This is a genomic window from Ekhidna sp. (genome assembly GCF_040220215.1).
Classification (GTDB): Bacteria; Bacteroidota; Bacteroidia; order Cytophagales; family Cyclobacteriaceae; genus Ekhidna.
In genome coordinates, this window is the sequence record NZ_JAVJTR010000020.1 from 1 (window position 1) to 21227 (window position 21227).

General features: G+C 43.0%; 8 protein-coding genes. 2 read left to right on the forward strand and 6 right to left on the reverse strand.

Annotation, left to right across the window (positions count from 1 at the left end):
• The coding region (locus tag RIC88_RS13885; RefSeq protein ID WP_350218154.1) for a T9SS type A sorting domain-containing protein at nucleotides 1-11767 on the forward strand (11767 nt) is incomplete at its 5' end.
• Nucleotides 11768-11911: 144 nt separating this feature from the next.
• Here RIC88_RS13885 and leuS read toward each other — a convergent pair.
• A complete protein-coding gene (gene leuS / locus RIC88_RS13890; RefSeq protein WP_350218155.1) occupies nucleotides 11912-14677 on the reverse strand; it encodes a leucine--tRNA ligase in 2766 nt (921 codons plus the stop codon).
• A 123-nt stretch (nucleotides 14678-14800) separates the two neighbouring features.
• Between leuS and RIC88_RS13895 the strand changes: the two genes are divergently transcribed.
• Entirely contained in the window at nucleotides 14801-15565 is a 765-nt protein-coding gene (locus RIC88_RS13895; protein ID WP_350218156.1) for a hypothetical protein, read from the forward strand.
• 20 nt (nucleotides 15566-15585) lie between these two features.
• On the opposite strand, the gene RIC88_RS13900 is transcribed toward RIC88_RS13895, so the two are convergent.
• The 5 genes from RIC88_RS13900 to RIC88_RS13920 form a co-directional block, all read right to left on the reverse strand.
• Entirely contained in the window at nucleotides 15586-15945 is a 360-nt protein-coding gene (locus tag RIC88_RS13900) for an SdpI family protein (RefSeq protein WP_350218157.1), read from the reverse strand.
• Nucleotides 15946-16713, reverse strand: a complete 768-nt coding sequence (locus RIC88_RS13905; protein ID WP_350218158.1) for a patatin-like phospholipase family protein — start codon at nucleotides 16711-16713, stop codon at nucleotides 15946-15948.
• 87 nt (nucleotides 16714-16800) lie between these two features.
• The gene (locus RIC88_RS13910) at nucleotides 16801-18096 is read right to left on the reverse strand and encodes an amidohydrolase family protein (RefSeq protein ID WP_350218159.1); all 1296 of its coding nucleotides are present in this window, start codon (nucleotides 18094-18096) and stop codon (nucleotides 16801-16803) included.
• Between the two features lie 6 nt (nucleotides 18097-18102).
• Nucleotides 18103-19455, reverse strand: coding sequence for an amidohydrolase (locus tag RIC88_RS13915; RefSeq protein WP_350218160.1), 1353 nt, complete (start codon nucleotides 19453-19455; stop codon nucleotides 18103-18105).
• Between the two features lie 8 nt (nucleotides 19456-19463).
• A complete protein-coding gene (locus RIC88_RS13920) occupies nucleotides 19464-21182 on the reverse strand; it encodes an amidohydrolase family protein (RefSeq protein ID WP_350218161.1) in 1719 nt (572 codons plus the stop codon).
• Nucleotides 21183-21227 lie beyond the last annotated feature (45 nt).

Sequence of the window (21227 nt, forward strand, 5' to 3'; positions counted from 1 at the left end):
AACAGGATCGGTTTCCAGTGTAATAGTTGTTTTAGGAACAGAGTCAACAGTTGTTGATACAGAAGAGAATTCAGCTACTATAGCTGTTAATACTCAAAATGCATTCAGTCTTACTGATGGTACGAACACCAACAATACGCTAGGAGCTCAGGCTCAGGCTACATTCACAGATGGCGCAGCACCAATAGTAGCAGATCTTGAAATTTTTGATACCACTCTTGATGGCTTTATTGATCGGATTGATATCACATTCAGTGAAAATATTGATACAGATAATGGCGCAGCACCAATAACCTTAGATCTTGGAACATTGACATTGCCGGATGGAGAGGTGGTAAGCGAAGCAATTTCAGCCCCAACCATCTCTGTTCCTGCCGGGGCAACAAATATCGTTTCTGTGACCGGTATAGCAGACCAACTCACTGAAAACACCAGTATAGGATCTCTTGGTATAGACGGTTTGACAGGCCTGTGGGAAGATGCAAGCGGTAATGCAATTACTGCATCAGGAGATGATTTTGAAACGCTTACTGATGGTGCAAGTCCTGCACTTGTTAGTTCTTTCCCGGCTGATAATTCAGCCAGCTTTCCACCAGCCAACAATCTAACATTAACCTTTTCTGAGGATGTTGTTTTTGGTAGTGGAAACATTGACTTAAACAACATTACAACTCCTGCTTCATCTGTTTCATATGATGTGACTTCAGCTACAGAATTAAGCCTTGCTACAAATACGGTCACTATTGATCCGGCCACTAACTTGACATTAACAAATGAGTATGCTATTCAAGTTGCAGCAAGCGCTATTGATGATGCAGTTGGCAACTCATACCCTGGTATTTTGAATAATGATGACCTTGACTTTATAGCCAATAATACAGCACCTGTTGAGTGTACGTTCGATTATCAGACCACCTATGATGAACCAAATTCAGGGAGTGATAATGGCCATCTGGCTGCTTCACAATGTAATACAGATCCCGGAGTGATATCGAGTTTGATTGATTCCCAAACAGAAGCTGTGAGTGTTTTTCACTATCACTTACTTAATGGAAGCAATGGAAGGGAAAATGTAACCAGTGTTACATTCAGAAGAGGATCTGGAGATGACGTTGACTGGTCTGTCGCACTTGCAGGTGCCATACTTATAGATGAAAATGGCCAATCACAAGCCGGGGTTATCAATTCAGATAATATCGCATTTACTTCAATTCCTCATGGCAATGGTCAGCTGGGGGATTTACCAGGAAATGATGACGGGGACGATGGAACATATCTAGGTAAGGAATATGCTTTAAGAATTTGGTTTAACACCAACTTAGGCGTAGAAGCTGTTGATATTGATGGCAAGGACTTGATATTTGAGCTAAGCACGGCTGACATGGCTAATGTGGATAGGGTTTCATTGGCAGGAGCCCCTTATACCACTAGCAGTACACCAATTACAACATCAGTAACTGTAAATGTTGTAGCAACAGAATATGCATTTTTACAACAACCATCAGATGTGAGCGCAACAGCGGTAATGACACCAGCTGTAACATTGGAGGCCATCGATGAGAATGGCAATAGAGATCTTGACTATGACAATGTTGCTGATGCTGTTCAGATTACTTCAACAGGAACTCTATCGCCTGTTTACGCCACACCAAGTGTGGCTAACGCCTCAGATTGGGTTAATGGTGTTGGTACCGTAAGTGAAATTGTACACAATTTACCTGCTTCAGGCAGAGAGCTTAATACGACAGCCGGAGCTTTGACTGACGCGCCAACCAGTAGTACATTCGAAGTAACGGCGGATATGTCACCACCTGTATTTTTGAATGCCTATTATTATGATACCGATGGTGATGGTGATATTGATGAGGTAGCCGTAGAAATGGGAGAGGAGATCGACGAAACATCCGCTGATGAAAATAATTTTACCATAGGATCCGGAACAGTAGATGCAGCTGTTTTGAGTCTAGCTGCAGTTAACCCGTTAGATGCTACTGACAATGACCAATACTTTACGCTTCAGGTGACTGTACCTGGTACACAAGCAACCACATTAGCATACACGCAAGGCACCCTCGCAGATATATCTGCAAACCTGGCAAATTCCAATGCATCCATAACAACCGTGGATGTTGCCGATCCAATCTTTGTGGCAGCACATTTCTTTGATTCCGAAACAGTTAATGGAGTGATTGATGAAGTGGTCATTGAGATGAGTGAGCCGATTGAAGATGGCTCTATTGTTGCTGCAGATTTCAGTATTGACGGTGCAGCACCGACACTTGATGCATCCATATCAAATTCTCTGGACCCTGACGCAACAGATGACCAATATTTCACTCTCCAGGTAAGTCTGGTAGGAACGTCCACATTTTCAACTTCGTATAGTGCAGGGTCGTTGGCGGATATTGCCACCAACGCAGCTGCCTCAGATGCATCTATTACCGAAAGTGATATGGCATCACCGATCATAATTAATTCCCTTTCAATCGACTCAGATGGTAATGGAAATACGGATGCCATTGAACTGGAATTTTCTGAAAATGTGAAAGACATTACATTCGCTCTCTCTTTAAGCGATTGGATAGTTTCCTCTGATAATTTTGTGTCAGGACTTCAGGATGATGTGATTACTGGATTTTCTTCTGAAGTTACAGATTTAGCTGCTGTAAATGCATTTGATGATGAATATGTTCGGTTAGAATGGACTCCATCAAATACTTCAGGAACTGGAGCCTATCATTTGGAATATACCAATGGGGGTGACGATATCACCGATAATTCATCCAATCTAAATGCAATCGCTGATTTTTCTAATCTTGCAATTACGGATGGAGCGCTTCCAATTTTACTTTCGGCTAGTACTATTGACGATGGCAATGGATATCTGGATGGTATTCTGGTAAGGTTTTCTGATGTAATAGATGTAGCAGGGACTCTTGATGAAGATCCTACGGGAGGATTTGATGATTTTTTAGTCACCGGTGGCTATACCATTACGGCAGTTACCCCAGTTGCAGGGGCAGGGATAAATGATGATGAAATAATATTAACGGTTGCTGAAATGGGAGCTTTCGATACGGATGCCACACCAGACGTAACCGTGAATGGTGGAGAACTGGATGATACTGATGCAAACACCATTCCGGGAGCCACCTTAACGGCCTCTGACAATGCCGATCCAGTATTCATCTCTGCAACTACTGCTGATTCTGACTCAGATGGTCAAATTGACGAAATCACAATTCTATTCTCGGAAGATGTAGATGCAGGTACTATTGATGAAATTTCTGCTGGCGGATTTGACGATTTTTCAGTTGCCGGCTTCACCATAAGTGCTGTGACACCTGCTGCGGGTTCCGGAGTTGATGACGATGAAATTATACTTACAATCACTCAGAGCGGAAGTAATGATACAGGTGCAACGCCTGATGTAACCCTGAATGCAAGTCAGGTGAACGATTTAGTAGCTAATACAGCCTCTACAGCAACTTTAACATCCATAGATGGGGCTCCAATTTTGATTACAGATGCTACCTGGAATGATGTCAACACTGTGGACGGTAACATTGATCAGGTAGTATTAACGTTTAGTGAACCAGTAGATATTAGTGACGCTTTGTTAGGTACTGATGGGTTTGATGGAGTTCAAATTAACGGTGGAGCTAATGCCATAGATCTGGGCAATTATTCAGCAGATGGTGTAACCTCATTAACATTAAATTTTGACGGATCACCAATTACCGGTACAGGAATATCAGGACACACAGTAGCATATGTTGCAGCTGGTCTCAATGATATCATAGAGGATGGTGTTTCGGCCAACGAAATGCAAGATGCGCTAGCACCGATTGATTATACGGATAATGCAACCCCGATTGCCAATACAATATCAATTTCATCAAACAATGCAACAAATAGTACGCATGCCGTTACCGGAAATACGGTGACGTTAGCCTTTACGATTGATGATGATTTTAGTACCGATCCCACAGTGACTTTTAGAAGTGGAGGGGCTACTGTAGACAATGCAGTGACAATTGATAATTCATCAGCCCCTAACTATGAGGCAACTTATGATGTTAGCGCAATTGATAGAGACGGGAATGTGACTTTCACCTTAAACTTTACGGATGATGGTGGCAATGCAGGAACAACTGTAACTGCAGTTTCAGATGCAAGTTCGGTAACAGTAGATAATACCATCCCAACGTTAACAATTACAAGAAATGCACCTGCAGCTGGAACGGTAAATGGCACAAATAGCAATTCTGTTTCATTTGATCTTGCTTTTAGTGAAGTGATGGATGCAGGATTTACTTTCAATGATATTACTTTGAACACGAGTGGAGTCACTGCGAATGCATTGGTTGGTGGGGATTTGGTAGATGATGGCGGAGGCAACTATACGCTTACGGTATCGGGCATAACTGGTGATGGCACACTAGGAATCACTGTTTCAGGAACGGGCTCTCCTGACCCTGCCGGCAACACGCTGGCCGCTAATGTGGTATCCAGTGTCTTCGCCATTGATAACACAGCCCCTACAGCTACGATTACTAGAAATGCAGTAAGCAGCGGGTCATTTACCGGTACCAATGATGCTTCGATCTCTTTTGATATTGCATTTAGTACTGCCATTGACAATAGCACTTTTGTATTGGGAGATGTGACTATCAATAATCCGGGTGGTGTTACCCTTGGTGCTGCGTCCCTTACATCAGATGGAGACAATCAGAATTACACCTTTACTATTCCAATTACCAGTGGTAATGGAAACATAAGTATTTCGATGGCCGCCGGTTCTGTTGCTGATGCAGCCACAAATGGACTTGGTAGTGCAGCATCTTCAGGAACCATTACGATAGACAACACAGCACCTACAGCATCGAATGTGACGCTTACGTCAAACAATGCAGATGATACCCAAGCTGTTACCGGTAATACGGTTACGCTTTCATTCACTGTGGACGATAACCTGACCGGAAACCCTGCGGTTGTTTTCCGAAGTGGTGGTGTGGCTGTAGCCGGGACAGTAACTATAGGGGGATCAAATCCGAATTACACGGCAAGTTATATTGTGGACGCAAGCGATAGAGACGGTAACGTAACCTTCACGCTGAATTTCACAGATGATGCAGGTAATGCGGCCACACAGGTCACAAGTGTATCGGGATCGGGCGCAGGCACCAGTGTGAATGTTGACAATACGATTCCTACCCTGACGATCACAAGAAATGCTCCCGGAACCGGAAGCGTAAGTGGAACGAACAGTAATTCCGTTTCGTTTGACCTTGCTTTCAGTGAGGTAATGGATACAGGATTCACTTTCGCTGATATCAGCAGAAATCTGTCGGGTGTTACTACTAACGCATTGAATGCCGGTAGTTTGGTAGATAATGGAGGAGGCAATTACACATTGACAGTTTCCGGAATTGCGGGAAATGGTACATTGGGCATTACGGTTTCCGGTGCTGGATCGCCGGATCCTGCTGGTAACACGCTGGCCGCAAACGTGGTTTCTGAGCTGTTTACGATAGATAACACCGCACCGACCGCAACCATCACTAGAAATGCCGTAAGCAGTGGATCGTTTACCGGTACCAATGATGCTTCGATCTCTTTTGATATTGCATTTAGTACTGCCATTGACAATAGCACTTTTGTGTTGGGAGATGTGACTATCAATAATCCGGGTGGTGTTACCCTTGGTGCTGCTTCCCTTACACCAGATGGAGACAATCAGAATTATACCTATACCATACCGATCACAAGTGGTAATGGAGATATCAGCATATCGCTGGCTGCCAATTCTGTTGAGGATGCCGCCACAAACGGGCTAGGCAGTCTGGCTTCTTCAGGAACAATTACGATAGACAATGCAGCACCTACAGCTTCGAATGTGACGATTGTATCAAACAATGGCACGAATACAGATCAGGCGATTACGGGGAATACGGTTACGCTTTCATTCACAGTAAATGATGACCTGACCGGAAATCCAACAGTTGCCTTCCGAAGTGGAGGAGTATCAGTGGCTGGGACGGTGACCATCGGGGGATCAAACCCTAATTATACTGCAAGCTATAATGTGGACGCTGGTGACAAGGAAGGGAATGTGACTTTCACCCTAAATTTCACAGATGATGCAGGCAATGCGGCCACACAAGTCACAAGTGTATCAGGATCGGGTGCAGGCACAAGTGTGAATGTAGACAACACTATCCCAACGCTTACGATTACAAGAAATGCCCCGGCAGCAGGAACAGCAGATGGAACAAACAGCAATTCTGTTTCATTTGATCTTGCTTTCAGTGAGGTAATGGATGCGGGATTCACTTTCGCTGATATCAGCACAAACCTGACGGGTGTTACTGCTAGCGCATTGACTGCCGGTAGTTTGGTAAACGATGGAGGTGGCAATTACACATTGACAGTTTCCGGAATTGCAGGTGATGGCACATTGGGCGTTACGGTTTCAGGAGCAGGTTCTCCGGATCCTGCCGGTAATACGCTGGCTGCAAATGTGGTTTCCAACCTGTTTACAATAGATAATACCGCTCCTACTCTTCAAACTGCAACGGTGAACAGTTCAACCTCCATAACTGTCGCGTTTAGCGATAACATGCAGATTTTAAGTAACACACCAGGAGATTTCAGTATATCAGATGCACAGGGTACTGCTTTTACAGTAACAGGTGTTTCGGATGGAACTGCCGGAGATGCCAATTTGATTTTGACGGTCAATAATTTTTCAGGTTCTGTAGGCGATCTTACATTGACTTATGCTTCTAGCTCAAGTAATTATGCGGATCTCTCCACCAATTCACTTGCCGATGATGCAACAGGATTGTTGATAGAACGAGACCTCAATCTAACTCCCGCGCTATCTGAAAACTCAACCGGATTGACAGAAGATGTTGATTCTGACGTTGCTATGTACCGTACCAATACTAGTGGGGTAGAGACATCAACGCCGATCACAATTACACCAAATATTACCGGCACGAGTACCATTACGATTTATTCTGATGCTGCACTATCAACGGTAGTTTATCAGGAAACAAACGTGGCTGCAACCACTTCTCCAACGCTTGCAGACTTTTTCCCTGCCGTGGATTTCTCTGATGGCACTGAGGATCATGGAATCTACACTTTCTACATAACAGAGACGGCCACCAATAGTGTGGATAGCGAAGGACCTTCAGCTAAGTACTCGATTGCTTTACTGGATGCTGTTGAGCTTAGTCCAAACCTGACCGCCTTTAGTGAAGATGATAATAGCGGCACAACACTAACAGTAAGAAATCATCCATCTGATCAAACCCTGACTTTCTCAGGAAATGGGTTGACGGATTTTGATTATGGAACGACAGTTTCTGATGTACGATTTGTCCCGAGCAGTGCGGGTAATACAAATTCTCCACATAATATAAGATTGGAATTTGAGAATGCAGATGGAGAAAAGGCAAGGTTTATTGCGCAAACTCTTGTGGTGAACTCAGCAAATAATGTTTTCAATGCCGGACAGACCACCAGTTTTTGTCGGGTAGATGGTATTGAGGTGATCAATGTTAATAGCAATCCGTCCGGTATAGATACAGGCGAAGATGGAGATACTTCACAACCCGACTTCTATGATGTAGAGGTATACTACGTTAAAAATGGCAGTGCTTATACGAATTGGAAACCAAATAGTGCAATCACCACCGGAATAGCAGATGCAGGAAATATTGCAAGAATAATACTACCTTATGATAGAGATGGTGATGATGCAGATGATCGTGATGATGTTACATTGGGAATTACTTCGGGGATTCCAACTTTTGCATTGAATGGCATTTGGAAAATTGATCCTTCAGCATTAACCGATGATCTTTTTGATGTATCTACTGACAGATCTTCGGTTGACACACTTAGATTTATATATTATGCAACAAATAATTCGGGATCAGTATCTCAACGGATTAGTCAAGTTGATGTGTATTTCTACCCAGATCCGGTTGTGGAGATAACGAGTCCTAACGATGTAGTATGTGAAGACGAAGACCCATTTGCACTGTCTGCTACTTTGAATGGACTCTCCGTTACTGTTGATAGCTATGAGATTTCGCTGGGTGGAAGTTCTGCCACCATCACTGGAAACTTGTTTGATCCTGCGAACCCACTAGGTATGGCAACTGCTCCTGATGATCCATCTGGTGATTACCAAATTGTTTATACATCGGACTTGAGTGATGGTGGGAATGGCTGCACGGATACGGATACGATTAATGTTGAGGTACTTGCCAAACCGGATATTAGAACTCTTGATACTGATATCTCCGGAAGAGGAGAATTGGTGGGGAATGTTTATACACTGGAATATTGTGAGGGAGAAACTTTCGATGAGTTATCAATTACGATTGGTTTAAATGAGGAAATTAGATGGTTTACCAATCCATCTCTAACTACTTCACTAGATATTGTAGATGGAAATGCGGATGGTTCTTCAGTCACTGCAACTGATTTCTTCGGTTACTCCCAAGTTCAGGGTGGTGAAGATGAAGACTTCTTTTATGTATTAGTAGACAACACTGATAAAGGGGGTGTATGTCAATCAGATGCCATTCAGGTGAGGTTTATCGGACATAGTACGCCGGATATTCCAGAAGCTGACCTAACATCATCTACTGCTGGTGGATTAATCAACTCTTCTTCAGTAGAATACAATTATTGTGTGAACACCGGGGCTAGTGCCACAATCGAGGACATAGTTCTTAATCCACTTCCTGCCTCCGGAGAATCGTATTTTACTGTGCTGGCTGACGATACTGTACTGTTCGCTCAGTTGACCAACACAACCATGCAATTTGATTCGCTTTTGTCAGACCTGTCACCAGGGGCTTCTTATGAATTCGAAATCCTGATTGTGGATCACGATAATTCCTTCCCGGCGACTGAACCAGCGGAAGGCAGGGAATTTACCGGTTGCGCAAGCGATAAACTGACAATAACCATCAATGTTTTTGAGATACCAAATAAACCGGATCTTTCAGAATTTTCAGATAATCCAAATGACGTTAGTGGAGTTGTCGCGTACTATATGTGTGAAGGGGAGTCATTGCCGGATATTAGTATTAACCCACCAGATGGTGTCAATGAATATTTGTATGACTGGTTCCTCAATAGCGATGGTACCAATCAGGTAACGCTAAATGACACACAGGATGACCGGATTGTTGCTTCAGATTACAATAATGCCTTTGGTGTAGACGTACGTAACACTCCGGGGACATACACTTTATACATGCGATTAAATTCTAATGTTAGAGATGATGCCGGGTTTACAGGTTGTACATCAGGACTTACACAGGTTGACTTGATTGTATATCCAATCCCCGACACCCCAACAGTGAGTGCGCCAACAAACACGTCAACCGGGGCTTTAACAGGAGGTTTTGACTATTCATTCAATTATTGTGTGGATGCGAGTGCAGGTTTAGCATCAAACACCCCGTTTAACGTATCCGTGCTTAGCTCGCCAGCTGCAGGTAATGATGATCGGGTCATTTGGTTTACTGCCAGCGATGATGGGACGGCCATAGTTAATGCCAATCCTGTTGCATTCGGTACTAATGTAACAGCCGCGAATTTGGGTTTGTCCGGTGCTACCAATGAAACGTTCCAGTTTGCTTTAATCCATAATACGGATCTTGTGCCGGGATATGATGATTTTGAAGGATGTTTCAGTGATACCGTGTTTATGGAAGTATTGGTAAGTACCATTCCTGCAACTCAATTTAGAATAGATGGCATTACCGCCGGAGAGCCTACCACTTTTAGTTTTTTCGACGTGAATGCATCTACTATCGCAACAGATGGGGTTGTTTTTGAGGTTCGGGATGCATCAAATACTTTGGTAAATAGTGTGACACAGGATGATTTAACACCTGCTACCTTTTCCATTCCTACAGCCGGAACATTTACGGCCAGTTTGAGTATTAGCTCAGAAGCAGGCTGTGAATTGACGGAAACAAGAACCTTCCAGATTCTGGAAAAGATCACGGTAACAGGAATTTACAGCCAGGATTTTGAATCCTCCGATGGAGGCTGGTTAGGAGAGTTCCAAAGTGACGATGGTTTGACAGGCGACCTGAACACCCCTGCAAGGCAAAATAGCTGGGCATGGGGGGCTAAAACCAATGCCGGTGAGCCGGATATTGTCAATTTTACCAGTGGTGCTAATGGTACATCACGTGGATGGCATACCAATTTATCAGGAACCTATCAGGGAGGAGAAGAGTCTTATGTATACTCACCAACCTTTGACATATCAGCATTGGTAAACCCTGCTTTATCCCTTTATACATTTAGAAGCCTGGATAGCTCTAAGGATGGAGTAGTGATGCAATATTCTACGGACGGTGGTGAAATCTGGAAGAATATTGGTGATTATAATCCTGCAAATACAGTTCCATCTACCGGCAACAACTGGTACACTGAAAACGGTATCTCAAGTGCGCCTGGTGATCTGACAGTGGGGTGGGGTGCAGGGTTGAGCACAGATTATAATGATGGAGATGTGGGGTGGGCAAATCAGGAACCAAACCCTCAAAATCAAACTTGGCTGGAAAGTGTCCATGCATTGGAATTTGATGGAGTAGATGATCTTTCAAATGTACGGTTCAGGTTTGCTTTAGGAGCCTCCGGAGCAGTGACCGATGTTAAAGACGGATTGGGTTTCTCTTTTGATGAATTCACAATCTTCCAATTGGACAGAAATGTGCTAGTTGAGCAATTTTCAAGCTTACTCTCTGCAACCAGCAGAACAGTCAGTAATGCTGTAGAACAGTCTACTCCAAATATTCTAACCATTAACTATTTCACTGGTCTATCCAACAGTGGTACACGGTTTGATCAATTGAATAGAAGAAGTAAAGCGGGTCCTGCGGCCAGGTCTTCGTACTATGGCATTGATCAGGTTCCAAGTTCTGTTTTAGATGGCGAGCTTTATCCTCAGTCAGACCAGCTAAACTGGGATGAAAATGACATTGAGGTTAAATCCATTCAGCCAACCAAGTTTTTATTGCCACTTGGAGCAAGGGGTGTGCGGATTGATAATGATGGCACGGATGACCAGCGAATAGAAGCCTCAATTTCGTTTGTAGCGCAAAACTCTGTAGCTGAAAACCTTGATCTTACTTTCCATTTTGCAGTAGTGGAGAAAGAGGTTTTAATCGCAGACATAATTGCCGATGATCCCAATTTTGATATTGGGGTTTATCAACCGAACGATACCCTAAGGAATGTGCTGCGGGTCATGCTACCGGATGCTGCAGGCTATAGTTACAAGGGTGTAGTAAACCCTGGCCAATCATTCGATTATACAATTGAATGGGATATTACCAATGTTTATTCGCCGGATGAACTGAGGGTAATTGCCTTTGTTCAGAACAGAAAAACGAAGCAAATTTTACAGGCCGGATGGGGTGAAGTGAATGGTAAGTCCCAGTTGGCTCTTGGTCTGGAAGATCAGCTTGCTGAGATGGATATTTATCCTAATCCGGCAGATGGAGAAGTAACATTAGATTTTAAAGATCCTATTTTGGAGAATACAGAGTGGATTGTATTCGATCAGTCCGGTAGGGAAGTACTGAAAGGGCAGATAGTCAAAGGCACAAGAACCTTGACAGTTGAAACAAAAGATGTTCCTTCAGGACTATACTTCATCTATCTCTACGCAGAAGAACGAAAACGGCAGTCCAGAAGGATATTAATCGTACATTAAGGTTTGCAAATAGAAAAGAGAACCCCCTGATGAATTTCATCAGGGGGTTTGTTTAATTGTTATGCCGGACTTGATCCGGCATCTTCCAGCGTTTTTTGGATAATAAGTAGATTCTTTACTTCGTTCAAGGATGTCACTAAAAAATTAAACCACAATATTCACAATCTTCTTAGGCACTACGATCACCTTTCGAGGTTCTTTGCCGTCCATCCATTTCTGGATGGTTTCATTTGCCAAAGCTCCCGATTCCACTTCTTCTTTGCTGGCGTCAGCTGCAAAGCTGATTTTTGCCCGCATCTTTCCATTTACTGAAACCGGATATTCGATGGAATCTTCCACAAGGTACTTTTCCTCAAAAGCCGGGTAGGCTGCATCAACGACAGAAGTTTCATGACCTAGCAAATGCCAAAGTTCCTCCGCAATGTGAGGAGCGAAAGGAGAGAGGATGATCGTCATTGGTTCCAGAATCGCTCGCTTATTGCATTTCATTGAAGACAGTTCATTCACAGCAATCATGAAGGTACTCACCGAAGTGTTCAAAGAAAGTTTCTCCGCATCATCGGCTACCTTCTTGATCGTGCCATGAAGGACTTTAAGTTCTTCTTTTGTTGGTTTTTCTTCTGAAATGCTGAATGTATCGCCATCATGGAAAAGTGACCAGAATTTTCTTAAAAACTTGTAAACCCCTTCAATACCATTGGTATTCCATGGTTTACTTTGTTCGATGGGACCCAGGAACATTTCGTACATTCTTAATGTGTCAGCGCCGTATCGTTCGACCAGCTCATCCGGATTGACCACATTGAATTTGGACTTGGACATTTTCTCCACTTCCCATCCGCAGATATACTTGCCATCCTCAAGGATGAATTCAGCATTTGTTGCATCCTGTCTTGATTCTTTAAACGCTTCAATATCCAGAATATCGTCTTTAACAATATTCACATCCACGTGTATAGGAGTGGTATCGTATTGGTTCTTCAGTCCTTTCGAAACATACTTGTTCTCGCCGTTTATGCGATAGGCAAAATTCGAGCGCCCCTGAATCATTCCCTGATTGATGAGCTTTTTAGCAAATTCATCCACTTCAATGATTCCCATATCACAAAGGAACTTCGTCCAGAAGCGGGAGTATAGCAGGTGGCCGGTGGCATGTTCACTTCCACCCATGTAGAAGTCTACATCCTGCCAGTAGGCTCTGGCATTCTCACCGCAAAACTCATCTTCATTATGCGCATCCATGTAGCGGAAGAAATACCAACTACTGCCGGCCCAACCAGGCATGGTAGATAGCTCATACGGATGTCCATTGTAGTTCCAGTCTTTAGCTCTACCCAATGGCGGATCACCATCCTCCGTAGGAAGGTACTCATCTACTTTTGGAAGATTTAGAGGTAGATCTTCATCAGGAATGAGTTTTGGAATACCATCTTCATAGTATACAGGGATAGGTTCCCCCCAGTATCGCTGACGACCGAAAATGGCATCCCGAAGTTTGTAATTGACTTTTCTTACACCAATACCTCGCTTTTCTACTTCCTGGATTCCTCTTTCCATTGCTTCTGTCGGAGTGATGCCATTCAGAAAATCTGAATTGATGATTTTCCCATCCCTGGTTGGATCAGCTTCGGTTTCGGTTAGCTTTTGCGCATCGTTAATCAGAGGAATCGGTAGATCAAACTTTTTCGCAAAGTCAAAATCCCGTTGATCACCACTAGGAACGGCCATTACTGCACCTGTTCCGTATCCGGCAAGGACATAATCTGCGATATATATCGGAATTTTTTCCTCCGTAAAAGGATGTAATGCATAGCTTCCGGTAAACACCCCGGTTACGTTTTTCGCATCACTCATCCGTTCTCGTTCCGAACGATTCTTCGCAACGCTCACATATTCATCTACTTCTTTCTTTTGATCATCAGTTACCAACTCATTTACGAGTTCACTCTCAGGTGCAATGACCATAAATGAAACTCCGAATATGGTGTCTATTCGTGTGGTGAAGACTCGTATATTTTGTTCTGAATTTTCAACTTTGAAATCAACTTCTGCCCCATAGGATTTACCTATCCAATTGCGCTGCATTTCTTTGATTGGCTCAGGCCAGTCAATTTTGTCCAAGCCGGTCAATAGCCGATCAGCATAGGCAGTAATCCGCATGCTCCACTGAGGCATGGTTTTTTTGACCACTGGGTGTCCTCCGCGCTCCGAGTAACCATCTTTTACTTCGTCGTTGGATAACACAGTTCCTAATGCAGGGCACCAGTTAACCGTGGTTTCTGCCTGATAGGTCAATCTGTACTTGAGAAGGAATAGTTGCTGCTCTTTTTCAGAGAAGTTATTCCATTCTTCTGCCGTTATGATTGGTGTATGGGCATCACATGCCGCATCGATATTAACATTCCCTTCCTTTTCAAGAATAGCAATCAATACATCAATATGCTCCGCTTTGTCAGTTTCATTGCTGTACCAGCTGTTGTAAATGAGTTTGAAAATCCATTGCGTCCATTTATAGAATTTAGGATCGCTTGTTCGCAATTCTCTGGACCAGTCATAAGAAAAGCCAAGGGCCTTTAGTTGCTCTTTATATCTGGCGATGTTTTCGTCGGTGGTTATTGCGGGATGCTGGCCTGTTTGAATGGCATATTGCTCGGCGGGCAATCCGAAACTATCAAATCCCATTGGGTGTAGGACGTTAAACCCCTTTAGCCGTTTGTATCGTGAAACAATGTCAGAGGCTATGTAGCCCAGTGGATGACCAACATGTAGTCCGGCCCCTGACGGATAGGGGAACATGTCGAGCATGTAATATTTTGGTTTGTCGGATTCGTTGGGCACTTCATATACTTTCTGGTTTTTCCAGTATTGTTGCCATTTTTTTTCGATTCCCTGAAAATTGTATTCCGCCATTGTACAATTAAAATTTAAAGCTGGCAAAGGTAAAAGATGCAAATAAGAAATAGGTTTACAAAACGAGGAAACCATTCATTGTTTTTACTGTCTTTACCCCAAACACACTCAATTAAAAAAGGAATGAAGCATATTTTGATTTTGGCAATTGTTTTAATGACTGGTACAGCAATTGCCCAGGAAAGTGACAGTACAAAGACAGAACATAAACCAATACCTGCTGATACCATCCCAAAACCTTCACAAGAAGTGAAAAGTACGCCTGAAAGTGGGAATGACACACCTAAGATCATTTATTATCAAAGCTCAGAGCCGGATAGAAAGCGAGAGCGAAGACAAGACATTAAAACACTTAGTGGTTCCATGAGCCATAGCGGTGGTTTTGGTGCATTATCGTTTAGAAGCACGAAATTTCGAGAAGAGTCAATGGTTTTAGCAGGGCTAAGAGGTGGTTGGATCATTAACCGGACACTCGGGATTGGACTGGAAGGACATGGTGTAATTCCTACAGCAAAGTTCGATGACATTGAAACGGGGCAGGAAGTTAATATCCTGGGAGGGTATGGTGGAATGTTTCTAGAGTTGATCTTTTTTTCCAACGAGGTTGTCCATGTTACTTTTCCTGTATCCGGAGGTGCTGGATGGCTGGGATATCATAGAATTAATGAAGACAACACCATGCCCGGACCAATCGATAGTGAAGTTGATGGAGATGTGTTTTGGTACATAGAACCGGGAGCCGATCTTGAATTCAATATTAGCAGAAACTTTCGTTTAGCATTCGGGGTGAGTAAACGGTTTACCCAAGATTTAGAGCTGATAAATACGGAATCAGATTCCTTTGATGAACTTAACTATTTCATCACGCTAAAAATTGGCGGTTTTTGAAAGAATGAGAAACTTCAATTTTAAGGACTCTTTCGTTTTCCTTCCTGATCAAAGTTTTCTTTTAAGAATTTCTCTACTACAATAAGACTTAAAACCAGTAAAATACACATTAGACCGCAAGAAGTAAGTACTGCTATTTCTCTGGGAAAGATAAAATATAGAATTATCTGAGAAATTATGGTAATAATCGCCACATACATCATTAAATCATTAGCATACTTATTAGCAGCATTCCATGATTCCTGAGACTTCATGGATCGAGGAGTTCTGTAGCCATAAAGCCAATTGATCTTTTTTGGTGGAAAAGCCTTAAACAATAGTGCAAAGACTAATAATAGTGGTCCAATGACAAGATTGCTGATTAAAACGGCGGTATTCATTTAAAGATCTATCTCCATATTCTTCACATACTCATAGCCTATATCAAATATTTCCTGAGCATGTTTGGTATCCATGATGTCATAGTTGCAAAGGTCCGGCGGCTCTATAAATACATCACATTGCTTTTCTAATTCCTTTGTACTTGGGTTGACTGCCAGTTGAAACATACGGGTAGTTACCTGAATGAGACTGGTCAACTCTTTGATTTCCTGAATGGGGCTTATACTCACGCCGATTACTTTTTTGCAATGATTTTTGAGAGGTCTGATGGGGACATTATCAAAAATACCTCCGTCTGAATACAGCTTATCATTTATTTCGACAGGGCTGAAGAGTACGGGAATGGAAGCTGAGGCCTGAATGATGTCAGCCAAAGGGCCTTCAGTCAGGTATTCTGGTTTTCCATCCAGCATATTACTCACACATATAACAAGTGGGATTTCAAGGTCTTCCAGGTTTTTAGTCGGAATTTTTTTTAGCAGCCTTGACTTCATCTTGGCAGAACTTAGAAGGCCTGTTTTTGGAATATTCAGTTCTGAAATGCCGGTGAACCGGTACTGCTTAATAATGTCGAATGCTTCTTTTGGCGAGTGCCCTGATGCAATAAATGCCCCTGCGATAGCCCCGGCACTAACCCCTGAGATTGCATCAGGTTTGATCCCTTTTTCATGAAGAGCTTCCAACACACCTAAGTGAGCAAACCCTCTTGCACCACCACCGCCTAGTGCAATACCTAAATCATACTTTTTATCTCCCGATCCAAACATTCACCTAAATTAGATATACCTGATAAACAAATAAATATAAAACCCCTCGAAAATCTTCGAGGGGTTCAGTCTTGGATTGGTTAATTCCTATTTTTCAACTCCTGGCGCTCGTTCAAGGTACTCTTCATAGAGTTGAGTATGTCTGCTCACCATCGGAATGTTCCATCCTTCAATGAACACATATTTTACCTGCGTTCTGGTTTCGAAAGGATCCCCATCCGTCACAAACAAATTTGCTATTTTCCCTTTCTCCAGTGATCCTAGCTGATCCGAAACTCCAAAAATTTCTGCAGGAACGATAGTGACTGCTTTCAGCGCTTCGTCTTTGCCCATTCCATAAGTTGCTGCGAATCCTGCATGGTAGGGAAGGTTACGGGCATTTTCCACTTCATTGGTTCGTAAAGCTACTTTAACGCCCGCCTTTTGCATTGCTCCAGCATTAGCATATGGGCGATCATAGCGATCATAATCCCGGGTGGGGTTGCTGAGAACAGGTCCGGTTATCACAGGCACTCCTGCTTCAGCTATTTCATCTGCCACTCTCCAGCCTTCAGAAACGCCACAAAGAATTGCATCAACGCCATTTTCATCCAACCACTTCAGTGCCTCTTTGATATCGGCAGAGGAATTCACATTAACCAACATTTTCATTTCTCCCCTTACAACTGGTAGCAAAGCTTCCATTTCCGGATAATAGGGTTGATCTTTTCCACCGCTGGCAGAATCAATCTTGTGATATTGAATAGCTTTTGTCCAAACTTCATTCAGTTGTTTCAGTGCTTTCTCTGCAGCTTTTTTGATATCATCATCTGAACGTCGATCCCATCGACCTCTTCTTCCTGTTGTTGGAAAGTTCAAAACAACTCCTTTGAATCCAGCATACATTTGGTCTGGGGTGTAACCATGCAGGTTAATCAATGCGGCTGTTCCCGGAAATAAACCACCAGAAGGCATAGTCAAAGCAGTTGTAACACCATTCACTCGTGTTACCGGATGAATGGCTGAACTCGGGTTGACCGCAGTTAATGCCTGAATGTGAGGGATAACCTCGCCAATTTCATTGTTATCTCTGGTTCTTGGATCAGAGCTCACCTCAACCAAACCGAGTTGAGTACCTCCGTCGATCATTCCGGGATAGATAGTCAGTCCTGAGCAATCGATGGTTTTAGCACCTTGTGGAATGGATACTCCGGTTCCTACCTCGGCAATTTTACCATCAGAGATAATCAATGTGCCATTCTGAATGGTTCCGTTCGTTACTGTTTCAATGGTTGCATTCGTCAATGCGAACACTCCTGTTTCTGCACTTGGGATCTGAGCAAAGGTGAACCCGGCTACAGTGATAAGTGCGAGAGTTAATATGTTTTTTATGTTCTTTATCATGATATCTTATTTATCAGTGAACAAAAATTCAGTGTTTGCCATGCATCTGTCGTGATCCTCTGCTTCCCAAAGGGTCACGTCGATTTTCTCTTCGGGATCTGGATAGATACGTATATCGGCCGGGTCATTTTCCCGATCAAATCGAACGATTCCGTCTACAATCGTTACCATTGGAATAGCGTAGATGGATAGTGGGTGATTTTTGAAAATCGCCACATCACCTTCTTTTCCTACTTCTAGTGACCCCACACGATCTGAGATTCCAAGCTGCTTGGCCGGGTTGATTGTGATAAGCGAAAGTGCCTCATCATCTGTCAAGCCTCCATATTTCTGCGACTTAGCTGCCTCATGGTAAAGGTGTCTGATCAATTCACCGGAATCTGAATTTATTGAAGTAGTCACACCATTCTTGGTAAGAATAGCTGCATTATATGCGGTGCTATAATAAACCTCAAATTTGTATGCCCACCAGTCTGCAAATACCGAAGCACCAGCCCCAAACTTTGCAAGTTCAGGTGCTACTTTGAATCCTTCATTCACATGCTGAAACACCAATCTGTCAATACCAAAATCCTTACATACCTGCATTAGCATGTAGATTTCATCTGCACGATAGGAGTGACAATGAATGATAATATCGCCTCGCAGTATATCAGCCAATGTTTCCAGTCTTAGGTCATAAGCCGGAGCTTTGCCCTTAAAGCGTTTGTCATTCTTTTGAGCGTTATATGAATCCCATGCTTCCATGTATTCTTTTGCTTGTTGAAATGAACTTCTGATAACATGCTCAACCCCCATTCTGGTTCGAGGAAGAATTCCGTTTCCGCTACCATGTACACGGGTAGGATTTTCTCCCAGAGCAAATTTGATAGTACGCGGAGCGCCTTGCATACGCATTTTATCCGGATCAATCACTCCGTATCTAAACTTCACCGTTTCGCATTGTCCACCAATTGCATTGGCCGATCCATGCATAGAATGTGCTGATGTAACTCCACCTGCTAATGCCTGATAGATGCCTACATCCAAAGGATCTATTGCATCTCCCACCCAAACCTCGGCTGTAACCGGATTAGTAGCCTCATTCACTGCATCCAATGCTAAATGTGAGTGCGCGTCAATAATGCCGGGCATCACATACATGCCATTAGCATCAATGGTCTTTGCTCCACTCGGAGCGCTTAATCCTTGTCCGATCCTGGAGATTTTTCCATCTCTGATCAGGACATCTGTATTATCTAGTGTGCCATTGGTAACAGTGATAACTGTTCCGTTTTTTATTAGCACACTTCCTGTTTCCTGTGCCATCACAAATGTGATAGACAGAAGCATTGCTAGGTATATATTAAGTTTTTTCATGTCTAATCTCATTTTTGTGGTTCTCTAGATCCTTCCATCGGAAAACTACCGAAAGCTGCCACAGATAAGGTTCCTTCGAATGAATCACCATCAATATCCATACTGATATCAACTGTGATTTCTTCACCCATATTCATTTTGAAGGAGAAAGAAACATTGTTCCCATCTACTACTACATTTTCAAGATCGTTGGTACTTCCATTGAAACTCACTGTGATGGTTCCGCTGTAATCTCCTGGCGTACCTTTAATGGTAATCACACCACTACCATTTCCCTGAGGAGTTTCAGTTGTGTAGTTCCACACACCAGATGCATCGACCGCTTCATCACCGTTGCTTTTCTTTTTCTTCTTTGCTTTGGCCTCATAATCGTACTTCACACCATCCACAAAAACATACCGTACATTGGCATCTTTAGTGAAATAGGCAGTATCTGAAACGATCAGGTTGGCCATTTTACCTGACTCGATGGTCCCCATCTGACTCGATACCCCCAGAATACTTGCAGGCTCAGTTGTTAAAGCAGCAAGTGCTTTATCCTCTGAAAGACCATTTTCAATGACTTTCAAAAGGTTGGTTTTAAAATCCTTTGATTTTACCTCCAGGGTAGAGAAGCCAAACTTGATTCCATTATTATTGAATTTACCCGCTTGGGTATAATAATTTTTTATCATGGCATTTTGTCTTTCTTTCAAAGCCTTCTCTTCCAGCTCTGCTTCCGTAGGCTCTTTTTCTTCCTTCTCGCTTTCTTCTTCACCATCCTTTTTCTCTTCTTCTTTTTTCTCTTCTTCTTTCCATTCCGGATAATCTAAGGAAAGGAATACAGGTGCTCCTGCTCCCTTGATTGCTGGGATTGCATCCCAGCCCTGCTTTACTTCACCTAGCATCATTCTGAAACCAAGATCTCTTTGAAGGGCAATCACACGCATAATGTCTTTCACGCTTTCTGCTTTGAAAGCAACTGTCATCTGCTTTGAAACAACCGGATAAAGGGCCTCTAGTGTGGCATCTGTTGCCGGACGTTCCATTCCATTTGGATTGCTGTTGTATTTGGTTTGATAATCACGGGCCTGACTTGCCTTTCGGTAAAGGTCGCGATATTTAGCCATCACGCCGATCACGGTGTTTGGGTACACTCCATCAGCACCTGACAATTGAGAAAACATCGAAGTTTGATCTTTAACGACCATACTTTCACCATTGCTTCCTCCCAACAAGATGATTGCTCCCATACCAGGAAGCATGCCATTATGTGGTACACTGTGAGATGCTGTAAAGCCTAATTTTCTAAAATCCTCAACTGATTTTTCATCAGCCTTCAACATTTCTCTGGCAGTGCTTCCAGGAGTTATTCCAGCTCTTTCATAGGAAGGATTACCAGTTAACTTTCTGTCATCATTTTTATCCTCTTCTTTGGGCTTATCCACCCCGATGTTGGATAATCCACTAATGAATCCTGCATACACAAACATGGAATCTGCATCTACAACCCAGGCATCCGCCGGTATCGATACATTGGCACCTACGGCCTTAATTATTCCGTTTTCAATCAGGACGGTACCATTCTGTATGGTTTTTCCTGGTGCCTGCACAATGGTAGCATTCTTAATCGCATACTTATTGGTTACAGGCTTCAGGTCAGTATCCTGGGCCAAACCGATCATTGGAATTACACTGATCAGCAAAAGCCAAAGGACAGACCTGAACAAGCTGTCACATTTTTGCATTGGTTATTTACTTTAGGTTTAAATAAATCGAGCTGGAATTTAGGA